The sequence below is a fragment of the Blastococcus sp. SYSU DS0533 genome, from assembly GCF_054050775.1.
Genome location: NZ_JBJGZZ010000001.1, coordinates 396,416 through 416,164 on the forward strand (window position 1 = coordinate 396,416; position 19,749 = coordinate 416,164).

19 protein-coding genes are annotated in these 19,749 nt (G+C 74.3%); 16 read left to right on the plus strand and 3 right to left on the minus strand.

What is annotated here, in order from left to right; genetic code table 11:
* The first annotated feature begins 68 nt into the window (after positions 1 to 68).
* The 7 genes from sucC (at position 69) to ACI79W_RS02100 (ending at position 7,692) form a co-directional block, all read left to right on the plus strand.
* A complete protein-coding gene (gene sucC / locus ACI79W_RS02070) occupies positions 69 to 1,229 on the plus strand; it encodes an ADP-forming succinate--CoA ligase subunit beta (protein WP_456560409.1) in 1,161 nt (386 codons plus the stop codon).
* Between the two features lie 83 nt (positions 1,230 to 1,312).
* Entirely contained in the window at positions 1,313 to 2,188 is an 876-nt protein-coding gene (sucD, locus tag ACI79W_RS02075) for a succinate--CoA ligase subunit alpha (protein WP_456560410.1), read from the plus strand.
* A 161-nt stretch (positions 2,189 to 2,349) separates the two neighbouring features.
* Entirely contained in the window at positions 2,350 to 3,531 is a 1,182-nt protein-coding gene (locus tag ACI79W_RS02080) for a hypothetical protein (protein WP_456560411.1), read from the plus strand.
* Positions 3,532 to 3,617: 86 nt separating this feature from the next.
* The gene (locus ACI79W_RS02085) at positions 3,618 to 4,811 is read left to right on the plus strand and encodes a cell division protein PerM (protein ID WP_456560412.1); all 1,194 of its coding nucleotides are present in this window, start codon (positions 3,618 to 3,620) and stop codon (positions 4,809 to 4,811) included.
* 27 nt (positions 4,812 to 4,838) lie between these two features.
* Positions 4,839 to 5,462, plus strand: a complete 624-nt coding sequence (purN, locus tag ACI79W_RS02090) for a phosphoribosylglycinamide formyltransferase (RefSeq protein WP_456560413.1) — start codon at positions 4,839 to 4,841, stop codon at positions 5,460 to 5,462.
* Positions 5,462 to 7,012, plus strand: a complete 1,551-nt coding sequence (gene purH, locus ACI79W_RS02095) for a bifunctional phosphoribosylaminoimidazolecarboxamide formyltransferase/IMP cyclohydrolase (RefSeq protein ID WP_456560414.1) — start codon at positions 5,462 to 5,464, stop codon at positions 7,010 to 7,012. The genes purN and purH overlap by 1 nt, the downstream gene beginning before the upstream one ends.
* A 68-nt stretch (positions 7,013 to 7,080) precedes the next feature.
* Positions 7,081 to 7,692 carry a pentapeptide repeat-containing protein gene (locus ACI79W_RS02100; protein ID WP_456560415.1) on the plus strand — a complete coding sequence of 204 codons (612 nt, stop codon included), beginning with the start codon at positions 7,081 to 7,083 and terminating at the stop codon, positions 7,690 to 7,692.
* A 3-nt stretch (positions 7,693 to 7,695) separates the two neighbouring features.
* On the opposite strand, the gene ACI79W_RS02105 is transcribed toward ACI79W_RS02100, so the two are convergent.
* Positions 7,696 to 8,220 (minus strand): hypothetical protein, encoded by a 525-nt coding sequence (locus ACI79W_RS02105; protein WP_456560416.1) that lies wholly within the window; start codon positions 8,218 to 8,220, stop codon positions 7,696 to 7,698.
* A gap of 96 nt (positions 8,221 to 8,316) precedes the next feature.
* Here ACI79W_RS02105 and ACI79W_RS02110 point away from each other — a divergent pair, with 96 nt between their 5' ends.
* The 4 genes from ACI79W_RS02110 (at position 8,317) to ACI79W_RS02125 (ending at position 11,790) form a co-directional block, all read left to right on the plus strand.
* Entirely contained in the window at positions 8,317 to 9,186 is an 870-nt protein-coding gene (locus tag ACI79W_RS02110; RefSeq protein WP_456560417.1) for a bifunctional methylenetetrahydrofolate dehydrogenase/methenyltetrahydrofolate cyclohydrolase, read from the plus strand.
* A 2-nt stretch (positions 9,187 to 9,188) separates the two neighbouring features.
* Positions 9,189 to 9,488: a DUF3017 domain-containing protein gene (locus ACI79W_RS02115; protein WP_456560418.1), complete on the plus strand. Its 300-nt coding sequence runs from the start codon at positions 9,189 to 9,191 to the stop codon at positions 9,486 to 9,488.
* A 48-nt stretch (positions 9,489 to 9,536) separates the two neighbouring features.
* Complete coding sequence (gene mdh, locus ACI79W_RS02120; protein ID WP_456560419.1) at positions 9,537 to 10,490, plus strand: malate dehydrogenase; 954 nt, start codon at positions 9,537 to 9,539, stop codon at positions 10,488 to 10,490.
* A gap of 85 nt (positions 10,491 to 10,575) precedes the next feature.
* Positions 10,576 to 11,790, plus strand: coding sequence for an NADP-dependent isocitrate dehydrogenase (locus tag ACI79W_RS02125; RefSeq protein ID WP_456560420.1), 1,215 nt, complete (start codon positions 10,576 to 10,578; stop codon positions 11,788 to 11,790).
* Between the two features lie 593 nt (positions 11,791 to 12,383).
* Here the strand turns inward: ACI79W_RS02125 and ACI79W_RS02130 are convergent.
* Complete coding sequence (locus ACI79W_RS02130) at positions 12,384 to 12,722, minus strand: CAP domain-containing protein (protein WP_456560421.1); 339 nt, start codon at positions 12,720 to 12,722, stop codon at positions 12,384 to 12,386.
* A 759-nt stretch (positions 12,723 to 13,481) separates the two neighbouring features.
* Here ACI79W_RS02130 and ACI79W_RS02135 point away from each other — a divergent pair.
* Positions 13,482 to 14,810, plus strand: coding sequence for a hemolysin family protein (locus ACI79W_RS02135; protein ID WP_456560422.1), 1,329 nt, complete (start codon positions 13,482 to 13,484; stop codon positions 14,808 to 14,810).
* Here ACI79W_RS02135 and galE read toward each other — a convergent pair.
* A complete protein-coding gene (gene galE, locus ACI79W_RS02140; protein ID WP_456560423.1) occupies positions 14,807 to 15,766 on the minus strand; it encodes a UDP-glucose 4-epimerase GalE in 960 nt (319 codons plus the stop codon). The two genes, ACI79W_RS02135 and galE, sit on opposite strands and share 4 nt — an antisense overlap.
* A 45-nt stretch (positions 15,767 to 15,811) precedes the next feature.
* Here galE and hisC point away from each other — a divergent pair, with 45 nt between their 5' ends.
* From hisC to ACI79W_RS02160, 4 genes are all read left to right on the plus strand, one after another.
* The gene (gene hisC, locus ACI79W_RS02145; RefSeq protein WP_456560424.1) at positions 15,812 to 16,921 is read left to right on the plus strand and encodes a histidinol-phosphate transaminase; all 1,110 of its coding nucleotides are present in this window, start codon (positions 15,812 to 15,814) and stop codon (positions 16,919 to 16,921) included.
* An 83-nt stretch (positions 16,922 to 17,004) separates the two neighbouring features.
* Complete coding sequence (gene trpS, locus ACI79W_RS02150) at positions 17,005 to 18,030, plus strand: tryptophan--tRNA ligase (protein WP_456560425.1); 1,026 nt, start codon at positions 17,005 to 17,007, stop codon at positions 18,028 to 18,030.
* Entirely contained in the window at positions 18,027 to 18,593 is a 567-nt protein-coding gene (locus ACI79W_RS02155) for a 2'-5' RNA ligase family protein (RefSeq protein WP_456560426.1), read from the plus strand. The genes trpS and ACI79W_RS02155 overlap by 4 nt, the downstream gene beginning before the upstream one ends.
* Before the next feature lie 52 nt (positions 18,594 to 18,645).
* Complete coding sequence (locus ACI79W_RS02160) at positions 18,646 to 19,644, plus strand: YihY/virulence factor BrkB family protein (protein ID WP_456560427.1); 999 nt, start codon at positions 18,646 to 18,648, stop codon at positions 19,642 to 19,644.
* Positions 19,645 to 19,749 lie beyond the last annotated feature (105 nt).

Here is a 19,749-nt window from a genome sequence, read left to right on the forward strand (position 1 = left end):
CACCCCGCGCCCCCGTCGGGAACGCCCGGGGCAGCGGTCCGGTCCCGGGCGGTCTACGGTGCCTGTTCGTGGATCTCTTCGAGTACCAGGCCCGTGACCTGTTGGCCTCGCACGGTGTCCCCGTGCTCCCCGGCGGTGTCGCCGAGACCCCCGAGCAGGCGGAGGCGATCGCCCGCGAGATCGGGCAGACCGTCGTCGTCAAGGCGCAGGTGAAGACCGGCGGCCGCGGCAAGGCCGGCGGCGTCAAGCTCGCCGACAACGCCGAGGACGCCAAGGCGCGCGCCCAGGACATCCTCGGGCTGGACATCAAGGGCCACATCACGCACCGCGTGATGGTCGCCCAGGCCAGCGACATCGCCGAGGAGTACTACTTCTCCTACCTGCTCGACCGGTCCAACCGCACCTTCCTGGCCATGGCCTCGAAGGAGGGCGGCATGGAGATCGAGCAGCTCGCCGTCGAGCGCCCCGAGGCCCTCGCCCGCATCCCGATCGACGCGACCGTCGGCGTCGACAGCCAGAAGGCCGCCGAGATCGTCGACGCCGCCGGCTTCCCCGCCGAGGTGCGGGACCAGGTCATCGCGATCGCCGTCCAGCTGTGGGACACCTTCGCCAAGGAGGACGCCACGCTGGTCGAGGTCAACCCCCTCGCGAAGGCGCCCGACGGCACGGTGCTCGCGCTGGACGCCAAGGTCACCCTCGACGAGAACGCCGGCTTCCGCCACGCCGAGCACGCCGCTCTCGAGGACGCCGCCTCCGCCGACCCGCTCGAGGCGCGGGCCAAGGAGAAGGACCTCAACTACGTCAAGCTCGACGGCGAGGTGGGGATCATCGGCAACGGTGCCGGCCTGGTCATGAGCACCCTCGACGTCGTCGCCTACGCCGGTGAGGAGTTCGGCGGCGTCAAGCCGGCCAACTTCCTCGACATCGGCGGAGGCGCCTCGGCCGAGGTCATGGCCAACGGCCTGGAGATCATCCTCTCCGACCCTGCCGTCAAGAGCGTGTTCGTCAACGTCTTCGGCGGCATCACCGCCTGCGACGCCGTCGCCAACGGCATCGTCTCCGCGCTGAGCATCCTCGGCGACGAGGCCACCAAGCCCCTGGTCGTCCGGCTCGACGGCAACAACGTCGAGGAGGGCCGGCGGATCCTCGCCGAGGCCAACCACCCGCTGGTCACCCTGGTCGACACGATGGACGGCGCCGCGCGCCGGGCCGCCGAGCTCGCCGCCTGAGGAAGGACCCCCTCCTCCCCACCACTCGCACGCTCGCGGCGGGCCCCTGGAGGGGGCCTCCACAACCTTTCGAAGGATCAGAGATGTCGATCTTCCTCAACGAGAACAGCAAGGTCATCGTCCAGGGCATGACCGGCTCCGAGGGCATGAAGCACACCCAGCGCATGCTCGCCTCGGGCACCGCGATCGTCGGTGGCGTCAACCCGCGCAAGGCCGGCCAGTCGGTGGACTTCGACGGCACCAGCGTGCCGGTGTTCGGCGGCGTCGCCGAGGCCATGAAGGAGACCGGCGCCGACGTCAGCGTCATCTTCGTGCCGCCGCCGTTCGCCAAGGCCGCCGTCATCGAGGCCGTGGACGCCCAGATCGGGCTCGCGGTGGTCATCACCGAGGGCATCCCGGTGCACGACTCGACCTACTTCTGGGCCCACGCCCAGGGTGGCTCGACCCGGATCATCGGCCCGAACTGCCCCGGCCTGATCAGCCCCGGGCGCAGCAACGCCGGCATCATCCCGGCCAACATCACCAAGCAGGGCAAGATCGGCCTGGTGTCGAAGTCCGGCACGCTGACCTACCAGATGATGTACGAGCTCCGGGACATCGGTTTCTCCACCGCGATCGGCATCGGTGGTGACCCGGTCATCGGCACCACGCACATCGACGCGCTCCAGGCGTTCCAGGACGACCCGGAGACCGAGGCCATCGTGATGATCGGCGAGATCGGTGGCGACGCCGAGGAGCGGGCCGCCGACTTCGTCAAGGCCAACGTCACCAAGCCGGTCGTCGGCTACGTCGCCGGGTTCACCGCGCCCGAGGGCAAGACGATGGGCCACGCCGGCGCCATCGTGTCCGGCTCGGCCGGTACCGCCCAGGCGAAGAAGGAGGCCCTCGAGGCCGCCGGTGTGCGCGTGGGCAAGACGCCGTCGGAGACGGCCCAGCTGATGCGCGAGATCGTCGGCTAGCGGCTCCCGCACCTCTGACCCACCCGCTGCCCGGTGACCGCCCTGGTCACCGGGCAGCGGTGCGTCCGGGGTGGGCGGTGCCGGCCCCGGCGCGCCGTTGCGCGCGCCTCGCCGCGACCGCCACGATCGATGCGCACCCGTTCCGTCCGGAGGAGATCACCGTGACCGCCAGCCAGCCCCCGCAGCCGCCCGAACGCGGCCGACCTCCCGCGGGTGCCCAGCCGCCCGAGGGGGAGGCGCACCAGGTCCCGCGGGCGGCTGCACCGGGGGAGCAGCAGGGCGGGTCCCCGCAGGAGCGGCCCGGGCCCGGCGGACACCAGCAGGGTGAGCCCCCGTACGGGTGGCCGGGGTACGGGCAGCAGCCCGGGTTCGGCCGGCCCCACCCCGGCCAGGCCCCGTACGGCCCGCCCGGGTACGGCCGGCCGCCGTACGGTCAGCCCCCGTACGGCCAGCCGGGCCACGGCGGCTACGGCGAGCAGCCGTACGGGCAGCCCGGCTACGCCCACCCCGGGTACGGGCAGCCGCAGTTCGGCCACCCGTACGGCCAGCCCTACGGCGGGTACGGGCCGTCCTCCCCGGCGCCCGGGCAGGGCTACGGCCAGCAGCCGTACGGGCAGCCGGCCCCCGTCCCGCCCGGCTACGGGTACGTGCCCGGGTACCCCGCCGGGCGGCGGCAGGCAGGCGCGGAGTTCTCGTTCGACCCCAAGCGGCTGACCTGGACCGACCTGGCCGTCGCGGGCGGCACCCTGCTGTTCCTGCTCGTCGGGTTCCTGCCCTGGTGGCGGTTCGGCGATGCGACGTTCGGCGTCACGTTCAGCGGCTTCGAGGACGGCATGGTCGTGACCGCCTTCGTGCTCTTCCTCCTGGCGACGGCGTGGGCGGTCCTCCCGGCGTTCGTCCGGACGGCGCTGACCTTCCCGCGCTCCGGGGTGACCGCGGGCTTGGCGGGCTTGGGGCTGGTGCTGACGCTGTTCTCCTGGTTGGACACGCTTCGGTACGCCTTCTCCTTCTGGGCGTTCCTGGGCTTCCTCACCGCCGTCGGCATCACCGTGCTCGCGGTGCTCGCCCTGCGCCGGGAGCTGCGCGAACGCCCCGCGCGACCGGCCGTCCCGCAGCACGGCGGTCCGTGGCCCGGCCAGCCGTACCCCTGGCCGCCCTCCGGTCAGCCCTGGGGGCCGGGGCAGCAGCCCTACCCGCAGCAGCAACCCCCCTGGCCGGCGCAGCCGGTGCGACCCGGGTCGGACCAGGGTCCAGGAGCGGGGGGTGGGGGTGCCGGCGGCGCCTCCGCGTCCGGCGAGGCGCCGGGCAGCACGGAGAGCGACCGTCCCGGCACGGAGACCTGACGGGCGTCCCGGCGCGGCCGCACGGGGACGGCCGGCTCCGGCGCGTGCGCCGCACATCGGCCGCGGTGGCTTGCGAGAGTGGGGAGGTGGTCCCGCTGCTCGCACGCCTGCCTTTCCGGCGGGACGACGGGTCGGCGGCCCGCCCCGCTCCGCCCGCCGTCCTCGCCGCCCTCGCCGCGACCGCTGTGACGGTGGTCGGGTTGGCCGGCCTGTGGCTCGCCCTGGTCGTCGTGCAGACGCTGGACCCGGGCGGCGGCATGCCGGCCGGGGGAGCCGCCGCCGTGGGCGCCCGGCTGTGGCTGCTCGCGCACGGGGCGGAGCTGCGCCCGGCCTCCGGCCCTCTGGCGCTGGCCCCCCTGCTGCTGACCCTGCTCGCCGCCCGCGGTCTGTCGTGGGCCGGGCGGGTCGCCGTCCGGGTCCTGGACGGCGGGGCGCAGGACCGGGTGGTGCGCGCGGGGATCACCGTCGTGCTCGTGCACCTGGCGCTCACCTGGCTGCTCGCCCTGCTGCTGGACGACCCGGCGGTGGCCGTCGGCTGGCCGCGCACGCTGCTGGCCCCGGCCGTGCTGGCGCTGCTCGCCGTCGGGTGGGGTGCCGGCCGGGAGTCAGGGGTGGCCGACGCCGCGCTGGACCGGCTGCCGGGGGGCGCCCGGCCCGTGCTCCGCGGGGTCCTCGCCGGGCTGCTGACCGCGCTGGCCCTCACCTTCGTCGTCGTCGCGGTGGCCCTGGCCAGCGACGCCTCGGGGTACGCGGCGATCTCGGGAGCCCTCGGTGGGGCGGGGGCCGGCGCGCTCGGGCTCCTCGGGCTGAGCGCGCTCTACCTGCCCAACGCTGCGGTGGCCGTCCTCGGGCTGGCCGCGGGCCCGGGGTTCTCCGTCGGCAGCGGCACGCTGGTGTCCGTGCACGGGGTCACGCTGGGCAGCGTGCCCGCCCTGCCGCTGCTCGCGGCGCTGCCCGACACGCAGGCGGTGCCGCTGGTCGCCTTCGTCTCGCAGGTCGTCCCGGCCGTGGCCGGGCTCGTCGCCGGCCGGACCCTGGGGCGGTGGTTCACCGACCGGGACGGCGGGTCGGTCGTCGCCGGGCTCGCCGGGTTGCTGGCCGGGTCGCTGCTGGGCCTGCTCGCCGGGTTGCTCGCCTGGGCCGCCGGCGGTTCCCTGGGCGACGGGGCGCTCGCCCAGGCCGGCGCCCCTCCCCTCGCCACCGGCATCGCGTTCGGGGCGCAGGCGGCGATCGCCGCGGCGCTCGCCGCCGCAGTCACCCGCTGGCGGGCGCTGGGCTGAGGTCGGGGTCCTTATAGGGTCGGGAGCGTGCCCGTCTCCGACCCCCCCGCCCGGGCGAGGGTCGTCGTCCTCATCTCGGGTACCGGCTCGCTCTGCGCGGCGCTCCTGGAGGCCACCGACGACCGCGGCTACCCGGCGGAGGTGGTCGCCGTCGGCGCCGACCGCGAGGCCCCGGGGCTCGAGCACGCCCGCCGGCGCGGGCTGCCCGTGTTCGTCTGCGCCCTCGGCGACCACCCCGACCGGCGGGCCTGGGACCGCGCGCTGGCCGAGCGGATCGCCGCCTTCACCCCCGACCTCGTCGTCTCGGCCGGCTTCATGAAGATCATGGGTCCCGCGGTGCTCGACGCGTTCGAGGGTCGGCTGCTCAACACCCACCCGGCGCTGCTGCCGGCCTTCCCCGGTGCGCACGCGGTCCGCGACGCGCTGGCGGCCGGGGCCACGGTGACCGGCTCGACCGTGCACCTGGTCGACGCCGGCGTGGACACCGGCCCGGTCCTCGCCCAGCGCGAGGTGCCCGTCCTCCCCGGGGACGACGAGGCCACGCTGCACGAACGGATCAAGGACGTGGAGCGCCAGCTCCTGGTGGAGACGGTGGCGGCCTTCGTCGCCGCGCCCCCGACCACCCCACACCGGACGAGGAAGAGCCCCTGATGAGCGACCGCACCCCGATCCGCCGCGCCCTGCTGGGCGTCTACGACAAGTCCGGTGTCGAGGAGCTGGCCCGCGGGCTGGCCGCCGCCGGGGTGGAGCTGGTCAGCACCGGGGCCACCGCGCGCCGGATCGCCGACGCCGGCATCCCGGTCACCCCCGTCGAGCAGGTCACCGGCTTCCCCGAGTGCCTGGACGGCCGGGTCAAGACGCTGCACCCGGCCGTGCACGCCGGCATCCTCGCCGACCGGCGCAAGGAGGAGCACGTCGCGCAGCTGGCGGAGCTCGGCATCGCCGCCTTCGACCTGGTGGTCGTCAACCTCTACCCCTTCACCGAGACCGTCGCCTCCGGCGCGGCTCCCGACGAGTGCGTGGAGCAGATCGACATCGGCGGCCCCGCGATGGTGCGCGCCGCTGCCAAGAACCACCCGTCGGTCGCCGTCGTCGTCGACCCCGCCCGGTACGACGACGTCCTCGCCGCGGTCTCCGCCGGCGGCTTCACGCTGGCCGAGCGGCAGCGGCTGGCCGCCGCCGCGTTCCGGCACACCGCCTCCTACGACGTCGCCGTCGCCTCCTGGATGGGCAACGTGCTGGCCCCCGACGACGACAGCGGCTTCCCCGCCTGGGTCGGGGGGAGCTGGGAGCGGGCCGACGTCCTGCGCTACGGGGAGAACCCGCACCAGGCCGCCGCGCTGTACCGCTCGGAGCGGCCGGGGCTCGCGCACGCCGAGCAGTTGCACGGCAAGCAGATGTCCTACAACAACTACGTCGACACCGACGCCGCCTGGCGGGCCGCGCACGACCACGACGAGCCGTGCGTGGCCATCATCAAGCACGCCAACCCCTGCGGCATCGCCGTCGGCGCGGACATCGCCGCGGCCCACCGCAAGGCGCACGCCTGCGACCCGGTGTCGGCCTTCGGTGGCGTCATCGCGGCCAACCGCGAGGTCGACCTCACCATGGCCGAGCAGGTGGCCGAGGTGTTCACCGAGGTCGTCGTGGCCCCCGGTTTCACCGACGACGCCGTCGCCGTGCTGACGGGCAAGAAGAACATCCGGCTGCTGCGGCTGCCGCACCTGCCGGAGACGGGCGTGGAGCAGCGGCCGATCAGCGGCGGGCTGCTCCTCCAGACGCGGGACCGCATCGACGCCACCGGCGACGACCCCACCACCTGGACCCTCGCCACCGGCGAGCCGCTCGATGCCGCGGGCCTCGACGACCTCGTCTTCGCCTGGCGGGCGGTGCGGGGGGTGAAGAGCAACGCCATCCTGCTCGCGCACGACCGGGCGACCGTCGGCGTCGGCATGGGGCAGGTCAACCGGGTCGACTCCGCCCGGCTCGCGGTCGCGCGGGCGGGGGAGCGGGCCGCCGGGGCGGTCGCCGCCTCGGACGCGTTCTTCCCCTTCGCCGACGGCCTCCAGGTGCTGCTCGACGCCGGTGTGCGCGCCGTCGTCCAGCCCGGCGGGTCGGTGCGCGACCAGGAGGTGGTGGCCGCGGCCGCCGCGGCCGGTGTGCCGCTCTACCTGACCGGCACCCGGCACTTCGCCCACTGATGGCTGACCCCCTCGCCCCTCGCCCCCCGCAGGCTCGGCGCCGGCCCCTGCGAGGGGGCCGGCCGCACGTGGGGCCACCCGAGGCGGGCGCGACCCTCGTGGGGGAGGACTTCGCGCGCGTGGACTGGTGGGGGGTGCGGCTCGACGGCATCACCTTCACCCGGTGCCGCTTCGACGACGCCGGCCTGGAAGAGCTGGTCACGCGCCGGTGCGTGTTCGACGAGTGCGTGCTCACCGGGGTGCGGTTGGGCGGTTCGCGGCACCTCGGGACGGCGTTCCTGTCCTGCCGCTTCGACCGGGCCCGCTTGTTCGACACCACCCTGGACGGCTGCAAGCTGACCGGTTCGCACTTCCTCGGTGCCCAGCTGCGGCCCCTGACGGCCGTCGACTGCGACTGGTCGTGGACGTCGCTGCGCGGGGTGGACCTGTCGGCGCTGGACCTGTCCGGGCAGCGGTTCCGCGAGGCCGACCTCACCGACGCCGACCTCCGCGGCACCGACCTCGGCTCGGCCGACCTGGACCGGGCGCGGCTGCAGAGCGCCAGGCTGCGCGGGGCCGACCTGCGCGGCGCCTCCACCGACGAGGTGGACTGGCGGTCCTTCGAGCTGACCGGCGTGCACCTCGACGCCGTGCAGGCGGTCCAGGTCGCCCGCGCCCACGGGGCCCGGGTCGACGGCTGATCGCTACCTCGTCGCGTAGCGGGGGCCGGTCAGGACGGCCTTGAGCGAGCCGAGCAGCCCGAGGACGGCGACGGCGATGCCGCACCAGAACCCGGGGCCGAAGAAGCCGAGGTCCCAGCCGGCGTCGACCAGCGGCACGAGCGCCGCCGCCGTCACGACGCCGCTGACCACCAGCGCCAGGAGCCCCACGAACCGGTGGCTGCGCGCGGGCAGCCAGAGCGCGATGCCCAGGAGCAGCAGCACCCCGCCACCCAGGACGATGGCCAGCGGCTGCCACCCGCCGTCGTCGAACACCTGGTCCAGGTCGGCGAACGCGTCGCGCACGAGCGCCCAGCCGCTGGCGTCGCGGTCGCGCAGCCAGTCCAGCGGCAGGCTGACGGCGGCGGCGATCCCCGCGAGGATGAGCAGCAGCCCGCCCAGGCTCTCGGGTCCGCGGAAGGCCACCGGCCGGTCGGAGTACGCCGGCCGGGTCGCCGCCGGGCCGGCGCCGGACGACGCGGACGCGCCGGTCGGGGTGTGGTCGCTCATCGCGCACCTCCGCGGGTCGGCGGGGCCGGGCGCCCCGCTGCACCGACCCTAGGACCGCGCCGCCCTCTCCGGGACCCGTTCCGGCAGACTGTCGGCGTGCCCGCGACGATCCTGGACGGCAAGGCCACCGCGGCGGCGATCCGCGCCGAGCTGACCGAGCGGGTGGCCGCTCTCACCGAGGCGGGTCACCGGCCCGGCCTCGGCACCCTGCTGGTGGGGGACGACCCCGGCAGCCGGTGGTACGTCAACGCCAAGCACTCGGACTGCGCCGAGGTGGGCATCGCGAGCATCCAGCGCGAGCTGCCGGCCACCGCCACCGAGGCCGACGTGCTGGCCGTCGTCGCCGAGCTCAACGCCGATCCCGGCTGCACCGGCTACATCGTGCAGCTGCCACTGCCTGCGGGCATCGAGGAGAGCCGGGTGCTGGAGGCCATGGACCCGGCCAAGGACGCCGACGGGCTGCACCCGGTCAACCTCGGCCGCCTGGTGCTCAACGTCCCCGGTCCGCTGCCCTGCACGCCGGTGGGCATCGTGGAGCTGCTGCGCCGCTACGGGGTACCGATCGCCGGCGCCGAGGTGGTCGTCATCGGTCGCGGCATCACGGTCGGCCGGCCGCTGGGCCTGCTGCTGACCCGGCGCACCGAGAACGCGACGGTGACGCTCTGCCACACCGGCACCCGCGACCTCGCGGCGCACGTGCGCTCCGCGGACGTCGTGGTCGCCGCGGCCGGGGTGCCCGGCCTGATCACCGCCGGCATGGTGAAGCCGGGCGCCGCCGTCCTCGACGTGGGCGTGAGCCGGATGGACGGGAAGATCGCCGGGGACGTCGCCAAGGACGTCGTCGAGGTCGCCGGCCACGTGGCCCCCAACCCGGGCGGGGTGGGGCCGATGACGCGGGCGATGCTGCTGCAGAACGTGGTGCTCGCGGCCGAGCGGGCCGCTGCCCTCGAGGCCCTCTCGGCCTGACCGTGGACCGCCCGCCGCTCTACGTCCGCCGGCCCTTCCTCGCCGGGCTCCTGCGGCAGCTCCCGCTGCTGGCGGTGCTGGTCGTGGTGGCGATCGGGCTGCTGCTGGTCACCTTCGAGCACTGGCGCTGGGGTCTGGTCGTGCTGGGCACGTCGCTGGTGGGGGCGGCGCTGCTGCGGCTGCTGCTGCCGGTGCGGCGGGTCGGCTTCCTCGCCGTGCGCAGCCGCGCGGTCGACGTCGTCCTGCTCGCCGGAGCCGGGGCCACCCTCGCGGTCGTCGCGCTGGCCATCCCGGCGACGTGAGCGCCCCCGGGGCGGCGCCGGCCGCCGGGCAGGGCTAGGTTGGCGACCATGGCGAAGCAGCCCAGGAACGGCAAGGTCACCGTGGTCGGTGCCGGTTTCTACGGCTCCACCACCGCACTCCGCCTGGCCGAGTACGACATCTTCGAGACCGTCGTCCTCACCGACATCGTGGAGGGCAAGCCCGAGGGGCTGGCGCTCGACATCAACCAGTCCCGGCCGATCGAGGGGTTCGAGACGGAGGTCGTCGGCATCGGCGGCGGCTCCTACGAGGGCACCGAGGGCTCGGACGTCGTCGTGATCACCGCCGGTCTGCCGCGCAAGCCCGGCATGAGCCGGATGGACCTGATCGAGACGAACGCGGGGATCGTCCGGCAGGTGGCGGAGAACATCGCGCGCACCTCGCCCGACGCCGTCCTCATCGTCGTCTCCAACCCGCTCGACGAGATGACCGCGCTCGCGCAGCTGGCCACCGGTTTCCCGAAGCACCGGGTCATGGGGCAGGCCGGGATGCTGGACACGGCGCGCTTCACCAACAACGTCGCCGAGGAGCTGGGCGTCCCCGTGTCCTCGGTGCGCACCCTGACGCTCGGCTCGCACGGCGACACCATGGTGCCGGTGCCGTCGCGGTGCACGGTCGACGGCAAGCCGCTGTCCGAGGTGATGGCGCCGGACCGCGTCGAGCACCTCGTCCAGCGGACCCGGAACGGTGGTGCGGAGGTGGTGGCCCTGCTCAAGACCGGGTCGGCCTACTACGCTCCCTCCGCCGCTGCCGCCCGCATGGCCCGCGCGGTCATGGAGGACGCAGGCAGGGTCATGCCCGTGTGCGCCTGGGTCGACGGCGAGTACGGCATCTCCGGGGTCTACCTCGGGGTGGAGGCCGAGATCGGCCGGGAAGGCGTCCGGCGGGTCGTCGAGAGCGACCTGGCGGAGAGCGAGGTGGCGGGCCTGCGCGAGGCCGCCGAGGCGGTGCGCGCGAAGCAGGCCGACGTGGCCGACCTCTGAGCAAGGACCCCGCTGCCCCCCACGGCTCGCACGCTCGCCGCGGGGCCCTGCAGCGGGGCCACAAGACGCACGTGGAGAGGGACACATGAGCAAGATCAAGGTCGAGGGCACCGTCGTCGAGCTCGACGGCGACGAGATGACCCGGATCATCTGGCAGTTCATCAAGGACCAGCTGATCCTCCCGTACCTCGACGTCAACCTGGAGTACTACGACCTGGGCATCGAGTCGCGCGACGCGACCGACGACCAGATCACCGTCGACTCCGCCAACGCCATCAAGAAGCACGGCGTCGGGGTCAAGTGCGCGACGATCACGCCCGACGAGGCGCGCGTCGAGGAGTTCGGCCTCAAGCGCATGTACCGCTCGCCCAACGGGACGATCCGCAACATCCTCGGCGGCGTCATCTTCCGCGAGCCGATCATCATGGAGAACGTGCCGCGGCTGGTGCCGGGCTGGACCAAGCCGATCGTCGTCGGCCGTCACGCCTTCGGTGACCAGTACCGCGCCACCGACTTCAAGTTCCCCGGCGAGGGCACGCTGACGATCAGCTTCCAGCCGGCCGACGGCTCCGCGCCGATCGAGCACGAGGTCTTCCAGTCGCCGGGTGGCGGCGTCGCGATGGCGATGTACAACCTCGACGACTCGATCCGCGACTTCGCCCGGGCCTCGATGAACTACGGCCTGCAGCGTGGCTACCCGGTCTACCTCTCGACCAAGAACACGATCCTCAAGGCCTACGACGGCCGCTTCAAGGACCTGTTCGCCGAGGTCTTCGAGGCCGAGTTCAAGGAAAAGTTCGACGCCGCCGGCATCACCTACGAGCACCGGCTGATCGACGACATGGTCGCGGCCTCGCTCAAGTGGGAGGGCGGCTACGTCTGGGCCTGCAAGAACTACGACGGTGACGTGCAGTCCGACACCGTGGCCCAGGGCTTCGGCTCGCTCGGCCTCATGACCTCGGTGCTCATGAGCCCCGACGGCCGCACCGTCGAGGCCGAGGCCGCCCACGGCACGGTGACCCGCCACTTCCGCCAGCACCAGCAGGGCAAGGAGACGTCGACCAACCCGATCGCGTCGATCTTCGCCTGGACCCGGGGCCTGGCACACCGCGGCAAGCTCGACGGCACCCCCGAGGTGACCCGCTTCGCCGAGACGCTGGAGAAGGTCTGCATCGACACCGTCGAGGGCGGTCAGATGACCAAGGACCTCGCGCTGCTGATCAGCAAGGACCAGCCGTGGCTGACCACCCAGGACTTCCTGGCGGCCATCGACGGCAACCTCAAGAAGGCCATGGCCTGAGCTGTCCCTGACGCGCAGCGGCCCCCGCACCCCCCTGGGTGCGGGGGTCGCTGCACATCCGGCTCGGCCCCGGGGCGCAACCTCCTCGACAGCGGCCTCCGACGGCCGGTCCAGCGCGCGAGTCCGCGGAAGTCGGGGCCTGTGGACGACGCCGGCGCGCCCGCGCGGTCCGTGGGCAGGCTCCTCGGGTACCCCTCCCCGTCGTCCCGACGCCCTCCGGGGCCGCGTCTGCCGCGAGCGTGATGCCGTGGCTGCGGGCCACCTGACCGACGACGCGGGGCTCCCCGACTCGCTCGACGTCCGCGTCGCCGGTGCGGCGGGGCTGCGGGTCCCGGGTGGCGGTCGAGTACGACGGCGCCTGGCACGCGGAGCCCGGCCAGTTCGCCGAGGGCCGGCGCAGGCTCAACCGGCTGACTGCGGCGGGGTGGACCGTCATCCACCTGACGGCGGCCGACCTGCACGACCCGAGGGTGTTCGTGGCTCGGGTTCGCGAGGCACTGGACCGTGCACCTACCCGGGAACAGGGGTCCGGCGAGGCGCTCGAAGCCCGACTCCCGTGAAGTCGCGCCCAGGACGGATGGCGGGGTGGCGGGTCAGCCGAAGAGCTGGGTCCACCAGGGGCCGCCGGAGCCGGTCGCCACCCCGACCCCGAGCCGGGTCAGCCCGCAGTTCAGGATGTTCGCCCGGTGCCCCGGGTTGCTCATCCACGAGGTCATGACGGCGACCGGGTCGGCCTGGCCGCGGGCGATGTTCTCCGCCCGGGCCGAGACGCCCGCCCGGTCGGCGCGGTCGAACGGGCCCAGCCCGTCGGGGTCCACGTGGTCGAAGAAGCCGCGGTCGCGCATGCCGGTGCTGTGCGCCCGGGCGACCGCGGCGAGCCCGCTGTCGGCCGCGACCGGGCCGCACCCCGCGCGGGCGCGCTCGGCGTTCACCAGCGCGAGGACCTCGCCCTCGACGCCCGGAGCCGCCGGAGCCGCTGGAGCCGATGCGGCCGGCGGGGGCGGCGCAGGCGCGGCGGCAGCCGGTGCGGCGCGGTCGGCGGGGGCGAGCGCGGTGGCGGCCGCGGAGGGCGGTGCCGGCTGCGGGGACGACGGGGCCGCGGCGGCTCCGGGGACGTCGGCAGGGCCGGTGACCGGTCCGGGCACGGCCACCGGCGGCTGAGCGGTTCCAGGGGCCGGCGCGGGCCGGCCGGCACCACCCTCCGGAGCGACCGGGACACCGCCCGCTGCCCCGGGCGCCGCGGGGGAGGCGCCGGGGAACACGGACGTGGAGGAACCGGGGGCCGATCCCGCGGAGGACGACGCATCGATCGCACCCGGATCGGCCGGCCCGGAGACGACCGGGGCGGTGAGGACCACCGCCGTGGTGGCGAACGTCAGCGCGACAGCCAGGCCCACCCTCGGGGACCGGCGGTGGGACCCACCGGACCGGTGGTCCGCGGCGGCGGCGGTGCGGCCGTGGTGAGCGGGGGCACCGGGTGGCCGGTGGCGCATGCGGGTCCTCGAGAGAGATCACGATCCGTTACCTGATGCAGACTAACGGTGGTCGCGTCGCCGGGGAAGGCCCACGGCGTGGGCACGGTCACCCCACCCGGCGGGGTCCCCGGGCGTGCGCCGGCCGCTGCGGGGCAGCATGGACCCGGCACCATGGAACGGTCCTCCCCACCCCGAACCCCGAGGAGCACGCCGCCGGTGAGCGACGTATGGCTCAACATCGTCATGGTCGTCGTCTTCGTGCTGATCGGCGGTGCCTTCGCCGGTGCCGAGATCGCACTGGTCTCGCTGCGCGAGGGCCAGGTGCGCGCCATGGCCGAGCAGGGGCGCCGCGGGCAGGCTGTGCAGAAGCTGCTCGAGGACCCCAACCAGTTCCTCGCCGCCGTCCAGGTCGGCGTCACCCTGGCCGGCTTCTTCTCCGCGGCCTTCGGCGCGAGCACGCTGTCGGCCCCGCTGGCCGACTGGTTGCAGACCCGCGGCGTCGGTGAGGGGCTCGCCGGCACGTTGGCGCTCGTCCTGGTGACCGTCGCGATCAGCTACGTGTCCCTCGTCGTCGGCGAGCTCACCCCCAAGCGGCTGGCGCTGCAGCGGGCCGAGGGCTTCGCGCTGATGGTAGCCGCCCCGCTCAACGCCATCGCGAAGCTCTCGCGGCCGATCATCTGGCTGCTGTCCAAGTCGACCAACGGTCTGGTCCGGCTCGTCGGAGGCGACCCGAAGGCCAGCGGTGAGTCGATCAGCCAGGAGGAGCTCCGCGATCTCGTGGCCGCGCACGAATCGCTGAGCAGCGATGAGCGCCGGCTCATCGACGAGGTCTTCCGCGCCGGCGAGCGCGAGGTGCGCGAGGTGATGACGCCGCGCACCGAGGTCCAGTTCCTCGAGGCCTCGATGACCGCGAGCCGCGCCGCCAAGCTGGTCGCGGAGTCGAACTGGTCGCGCTTCCCCGTGGTCGGCCGCGACCAGGACGACGTCGTCGGCTTCGTGCACGTGCGCGACCTGTTCCTGCCCACCCACCCTGCGGGGCGGGCGGCGACCGTGGGTGACCTGGCCCGCGAGGTCACCCGGCTGCCCGGCACCGCCGCGGTCCTGACGGTGCTCAGCGAGATGCGCCGGGACAACCAGCACCTCGCGATCGTCGTCGACGAGTACGGCGGCACCGACGGCATCGTCACCCTCGAGGACCTCATCGAGGAGGTCATCGGGGAGATCTACGACGAGTACGACGAGGAGGTCGCACCCGAGGACCGGCCGGCGCCCGACGCGCCGCGCGACGTCGACGGCCTGCTCAACCTCGACGACTTCGCCGACGCGACAGGCCTGCGGCTGCCGGAGGGGCCGTACGAGACGGCCGCCGGGTACGTCCTCGCCGAGCTCGGCCGGCTGCCCGAGGTCGGCGACGCCGTGGAGGTCGAGGGTCGCCGCATCGACGTGCTCGAGCTCGACGGCCGGCGGATCGCCCGCCTGCGCGTGGCCCCGCCGCCGGCGCCCGAGGAGTCGGAGGACGCCTCGGACGCGACCGCGACGGGCTAGCCCCGGCGGGCCTGGGCGACGTCCCAGGCGTCCCGCACGATGCCGACCAGGTCGGTGTGCTTCGGGGCCCAGCCCAGGTCGGCGCGGATCCGGTCGCTCGAGGCGACCAGCTGCGCCGGGTCCCCGGCCCGCCGCTCGCCGATCGTGACCGGGATCGGGTGGCCGGTCACCTCGCGGGCTGCCTCGACGACCTCCTGCACCGAGAACCCGGTGCCGTTGCCCAGGTTGTAGATCCGGTGCTCACCGGCCGTGGGGGCGGGCAGTGCGAGCAGGTGCGCGTCGGAGAGGTCCTCGACGTGCACGTAGTCGCGGATGCAGGTGCCGTCCGGCGTCGGGTAGTCCTGGCCGTAGACGGTGAGCGATTCCCGCTGCCCCGCCGCCACCTGCAGGGCGATCGGGATGAGGTGGGTCTCCGTGGCGTGCCGCTCGCCCAGCCCGTAGGCGGCGCCCGCGACGTTGAAGTACCGGAGGCTCACCGCGGCGAAGCCGTGCGCGACCGCGTAGGAGGTGAGCATGTGGTCGACGGCGAGCTTCGAGGCCCCGTAGGTGTTGGTCGGCCGGGTCGGCGCGTCCTCGCGGATCGGCACCTGGTCGGGCTCGCCGTAGGTGGCGGCGGTGGAGGAGAAGACGATCCGCCTGCAGTCGGCCGCCCGCATGGCCTCCAGCAGCGCGAACGAGCCGCCGACGTTGGTGTGCCAGTAGTCCTCGGGCTGCTGCTGCGAGACGCCGACCAGCGACTTGGCCGCGAAGTGCAGCACCGCCTCGGGGCGGACCTCGGCCAGCACCGGCGCCGAGTCGTGCAGCGACACCTCGGCCAGCGCCGCGCCCTCGGGGACGGCGTCCGCGTGCCCGGTGGAGAGGTCGTCGAGGACGGTCACCTCGTGCCCCCCGGCGAGCAGGGCCGCGGTCACTACGCTGCCGATGTAGCCGGCGCCGCCGGCGACGAGTACGCGCATGGGCACACCTTAGAAGGGTGGGCCCCGCGGGAGGTGGAGGATCTGGTGGTCAGTGCCCGACCGGCCGTGCAGTCGCTTCCCGCGTACCGGCCCGGCCGCAACCCCGCCGACCTCGCCCGCGAGATCGGCGTCGAGCGCGCGGTCAAGCTCGCCAGCAACGAGGTGGCCTTCCCGCCGCTGCCCGCCGTCGTCGAGGCGGTGACCGCCGCGGTCGCCGGTACCAACCGGTACCCCGACAACGGCGCCGTCGTCCTCACCGAGGCGCTGGCGCAGCGCTACGGCGTCGACCCGGCCCAGGTCGCCACCGGCTGCGGCGCGGTGGCCATCTGCCAGGAGCTCGCGCAGGCCTACAACGACCCCGGCACGAGCATCGCCTTCGCCTGGCGCTCCTTCGAGATGTACCCGCTGCTGGCCCGCATCGCCGCCGCGCGGGCGGTCCAGGTGCCGCTGGTCCCCGCCCGCCCCGGCGGATCCCCCGACACCCACGACCTGGCGGCGCTGGCCGCCGCGATCGACGACAGCACCCGCCTGGTGTTCGTCTGCAACCCGAACAACCCCACCGGCACGGCGGTGCACCGCGATGAGCTGGAGCGCTTCCTGGACGCGGTGCCGGCCGAGACGCTCGTCGTCCTCGACGAGGCCTACCGCGAGTTCGTCACCGACCCGCGGGTGCCCGACGGCGTCGAGCTGATGCGGGGCCGGCCCAACGTGGCGGTGCTGCGCACGTTCTCCAAGGCGTGGGGCCTGGCCGGGCTGCGCGTCGGCTACCTGCTGGCCGAGGACCCGGCGGTCACCGAAGCGGTACGCAAGACCCATCTGCCGTTCAGCGTCGGCATGGTCGCCCAGGCGGCGGCGGTCGCGGCGCTGGCCAGCGAGGACGAGGTGCGGGCCCGCTGCGCCGCCGTCGTCGCCGAGCGAGAGCGGCTGACCGCCGAGCTGCGGGATCGGGGCCTGGAGGTCGCGGACAGCCAGGCCAACTTCGTCTGGCTGCCGACGGGGGAGCGGACGGCGGAACTCGCGGCAGCCCTGGAGTCCCGCGCCGTGATCACCCGGCCCTTCGCCGGTGAGGGCATCCGCGTCACCGTGGGCACGCCCGAGGAGGACGACGTATTCCTGGCCGCGCTCGACGACGCGCTGGCCGCCGCGGTCCGCTGACCAGCCCCGACCGGGTGACCGCGTCGGCCGGGGCCGCCGCCGAACGGGGGAGCCGGGCACGCACGGCGCTCCCGGCTGGTTTGATGGCCGACGTGGCTTTTCCCCGAGTGCTGTCCGGCATCCAGCCGACGGCGGACTCCTTCCACCTGGGCAACTACGTCGGCGCCCTCCGGCAGTGGGTGAGCATGCAGGAGGACCACGACGCCTTCTACTGCGTCGTCGACCTCCACGCGATCACCCTGGAGCAGCCCGACCCGGCCGTGCTCCGGCAGCGGACCCTGGTGTCGGCGGCGCAGCTGATCGCCCTGGGCGTCGACCCCGACCGCAGCACCCTGTTCGTCCAGAGCCAGGTGCCCGAGCACGCCCAGCTGGCCTGGGTGCTCCAGTGCCTCACCGGCTTCGGGGAAGCCAGCCGGATGACGCAGTTCAAGGACAAGAGCACCCGTGAGGGGGCCGGCCCGACCTCCGTGGGGCTGTTCACCTACCCCGTGCTCCAGGCGGCGGACATCCTGCTGTACCAGGCGCAACGGGTGCCGGTCGGGGAGGACCAGCGGCAGCACCTGGAGCTCACCCGCGACCTGGCCGGGCGCTTCAACGGCCGCTACGGCGACACCTTCACCCTCCCCGAGGCCTACATCCCGGCCGGTGCGGCGAAGATCCTCGACCTGCAGTCCCCGGACAAGAAGATGAGCAAGAGCCTGCCGCCGGCGGGCTGCGTCAACCTCCTCGACGACCCGAAGGTGACCGCGAAGAAGATCCGCTCCGCGGTCACCGACACCGGGCGGGAGATCGTCGCGGACCCGGAGGGCAAGCCGGGGGTCACCAACCTGCTCACCATCCACTCCGCCTTCTCGGGGCGCAGCACCGCCGAGCTGGAGGAGCACTTCGCCGGCCGCGGCTACGGGGACCTCAAGAAGGAGCTCGCGGAGGTCGTCACGGAGGCCCTCGCCCCGGTGCAGCAGCGCACGGCCGAACTGCTGGCCGACCCCGCCGAGCTCGAGCGACTGCTCGCCGCGGGCGCGGCGCGGGCCCGGGCCGTGGCCGGGCGCACCCTGGCCGCCGTCTACGAGCGGGTCGGCTTCCTCCCACCAGCGGGGCCGGTGGCATGAACGACGACACCTTCGTCGGCCGGCTGGGGACGCCGCCGGAGACGGCGCTGCTCGGGGTCATCGTGCCGATCCCCGAGCCGTGGGCGGCCCTGCTCGTCGACTGGCGCTGCAAGGTCGGCGATCCCCAGGCGACGCTCGTGCCGCCGCACGTGACGCTGCTCCCGCCGACGGAGGTGCCCGTCGCCGACCGCGAGGCCGTCACCGAGCACCTGGCCCGGGTCGCCGCCGCGCACCCGCCGTTCGAGATGCACCTCGCCGGCACCGGCACCTTCACCCCGGTCTCCGACGTGGTCTTCGTGACCGTGGCCCGGGGGATCGGCAACTGCGAGCTGCTGGCCCACGACGTCCGCCAGGGCCCTCTCGACCGGGCGCTGTCCTTCCCGTACCACCCCCACGTGACCGTCGCGCACGACGTGCCGGGCGACATGCTCGACCTGGCCTACTGCGGGTTGCAGGACCTCTCCGCCGAGTTCCGCGTGGAGCACTTCACCGAGTTCGAGCAGACGGCGGCCGGGGTCTGGGAGATCGCCCGCGAGTACCCCCTGACCGGCCCGGAGCGCTGAGCGGCCTGCCCGGGACCCTGCACGCGGACCGGGCAGGCCCCAGACTCGGGCGGTGAGCTCCACCCCCACCCGCGAGGCGCCCGACGCGGAGGCACCCTCCACGAAGGGGTGGCCGGCACGCGCGTGGGACCGCGTCGAGGGCACGATCGGCACCGCCCGGCGGCGGTCCGCCTGGTTCGACCACCTGGCCCGGGCCGGCGGCCGGTACCAGCGGACCCAGGGCGACCTCATGGCCGCGGGGGTCACCTACTTCGCCTTCCTGGGGCTGTTCCCCGTCCTGCTCCTGGCGGCCTCGGTCATCGGGCTGGTGCTGTCCGGGGACGAACTGCTCCAGCGCGAGCTCTACGAGGCGATCCGGGCCGCCTTCCCGGGCAGCACCGGCGAGGACATCGTCGCCGACCTGCGCGGGGCGGTCGGCTCGGCGGAGGTGGTCGGCGCGATCGGGCTGATCGGTTTCGTCTACGCCGGCCTGCGCGCCATGGACAAGTTGCGCATCGGCATGGAGCGCACGTGGAAGGGCCACGCCGAGGAGCCCGAGTTCCTCCGCGACAACGTCCAGGACCTGCTGGCGCTGGTGCTGCTGGGGGCGGTCGGCCTGGCCAGCCTCGGGCTGACCGGCGTCGCCACGACGGCGACGTCGTGGGCGCTCGGCGTGCTCGGGCTCGAGGGCGTGGGCGGCCTCGCGGCGCTCACGGCCGTGCTGAGCCTGGCGCTGGCCTTCCTCGGCGACGTCGTCGTGTTCCTGTGGCTGCTCAAGGTGGTTCCCGCGACACCGCACCCGGTGCGCCGGCTGCTGCCGGGAGCCCTGTTCGGGGCGGTCGGGTTCGAGGTGATGAAGCTGATCGGGAACCTGTACCTGTCGCTGATCTCCGGCAGCGTGACCGCCTCGGCGTTCGGCGGTGCCGTCGGGATCCTGGTCTGGATCAACGTCGTCTTCCGGTTCGCCTTCTTCACCGCCGCCTGGACGGCCACCCTGCCGGCGGTCGAGGCCGCGGGCCGGTCGCCGGAGCGGCACCCCTCGTCCGGCGAGGCCGACGGCCGGGTGCGCTGACACCGGGGCGTGAGCTGCGACACGGCGCCCGGGGCGCCGCGGCCCCGATCTCACGAGGGTTCGCAACGATCGGGTCTCAGTCCGTCCGAGAGGTTGTAGGGGGCT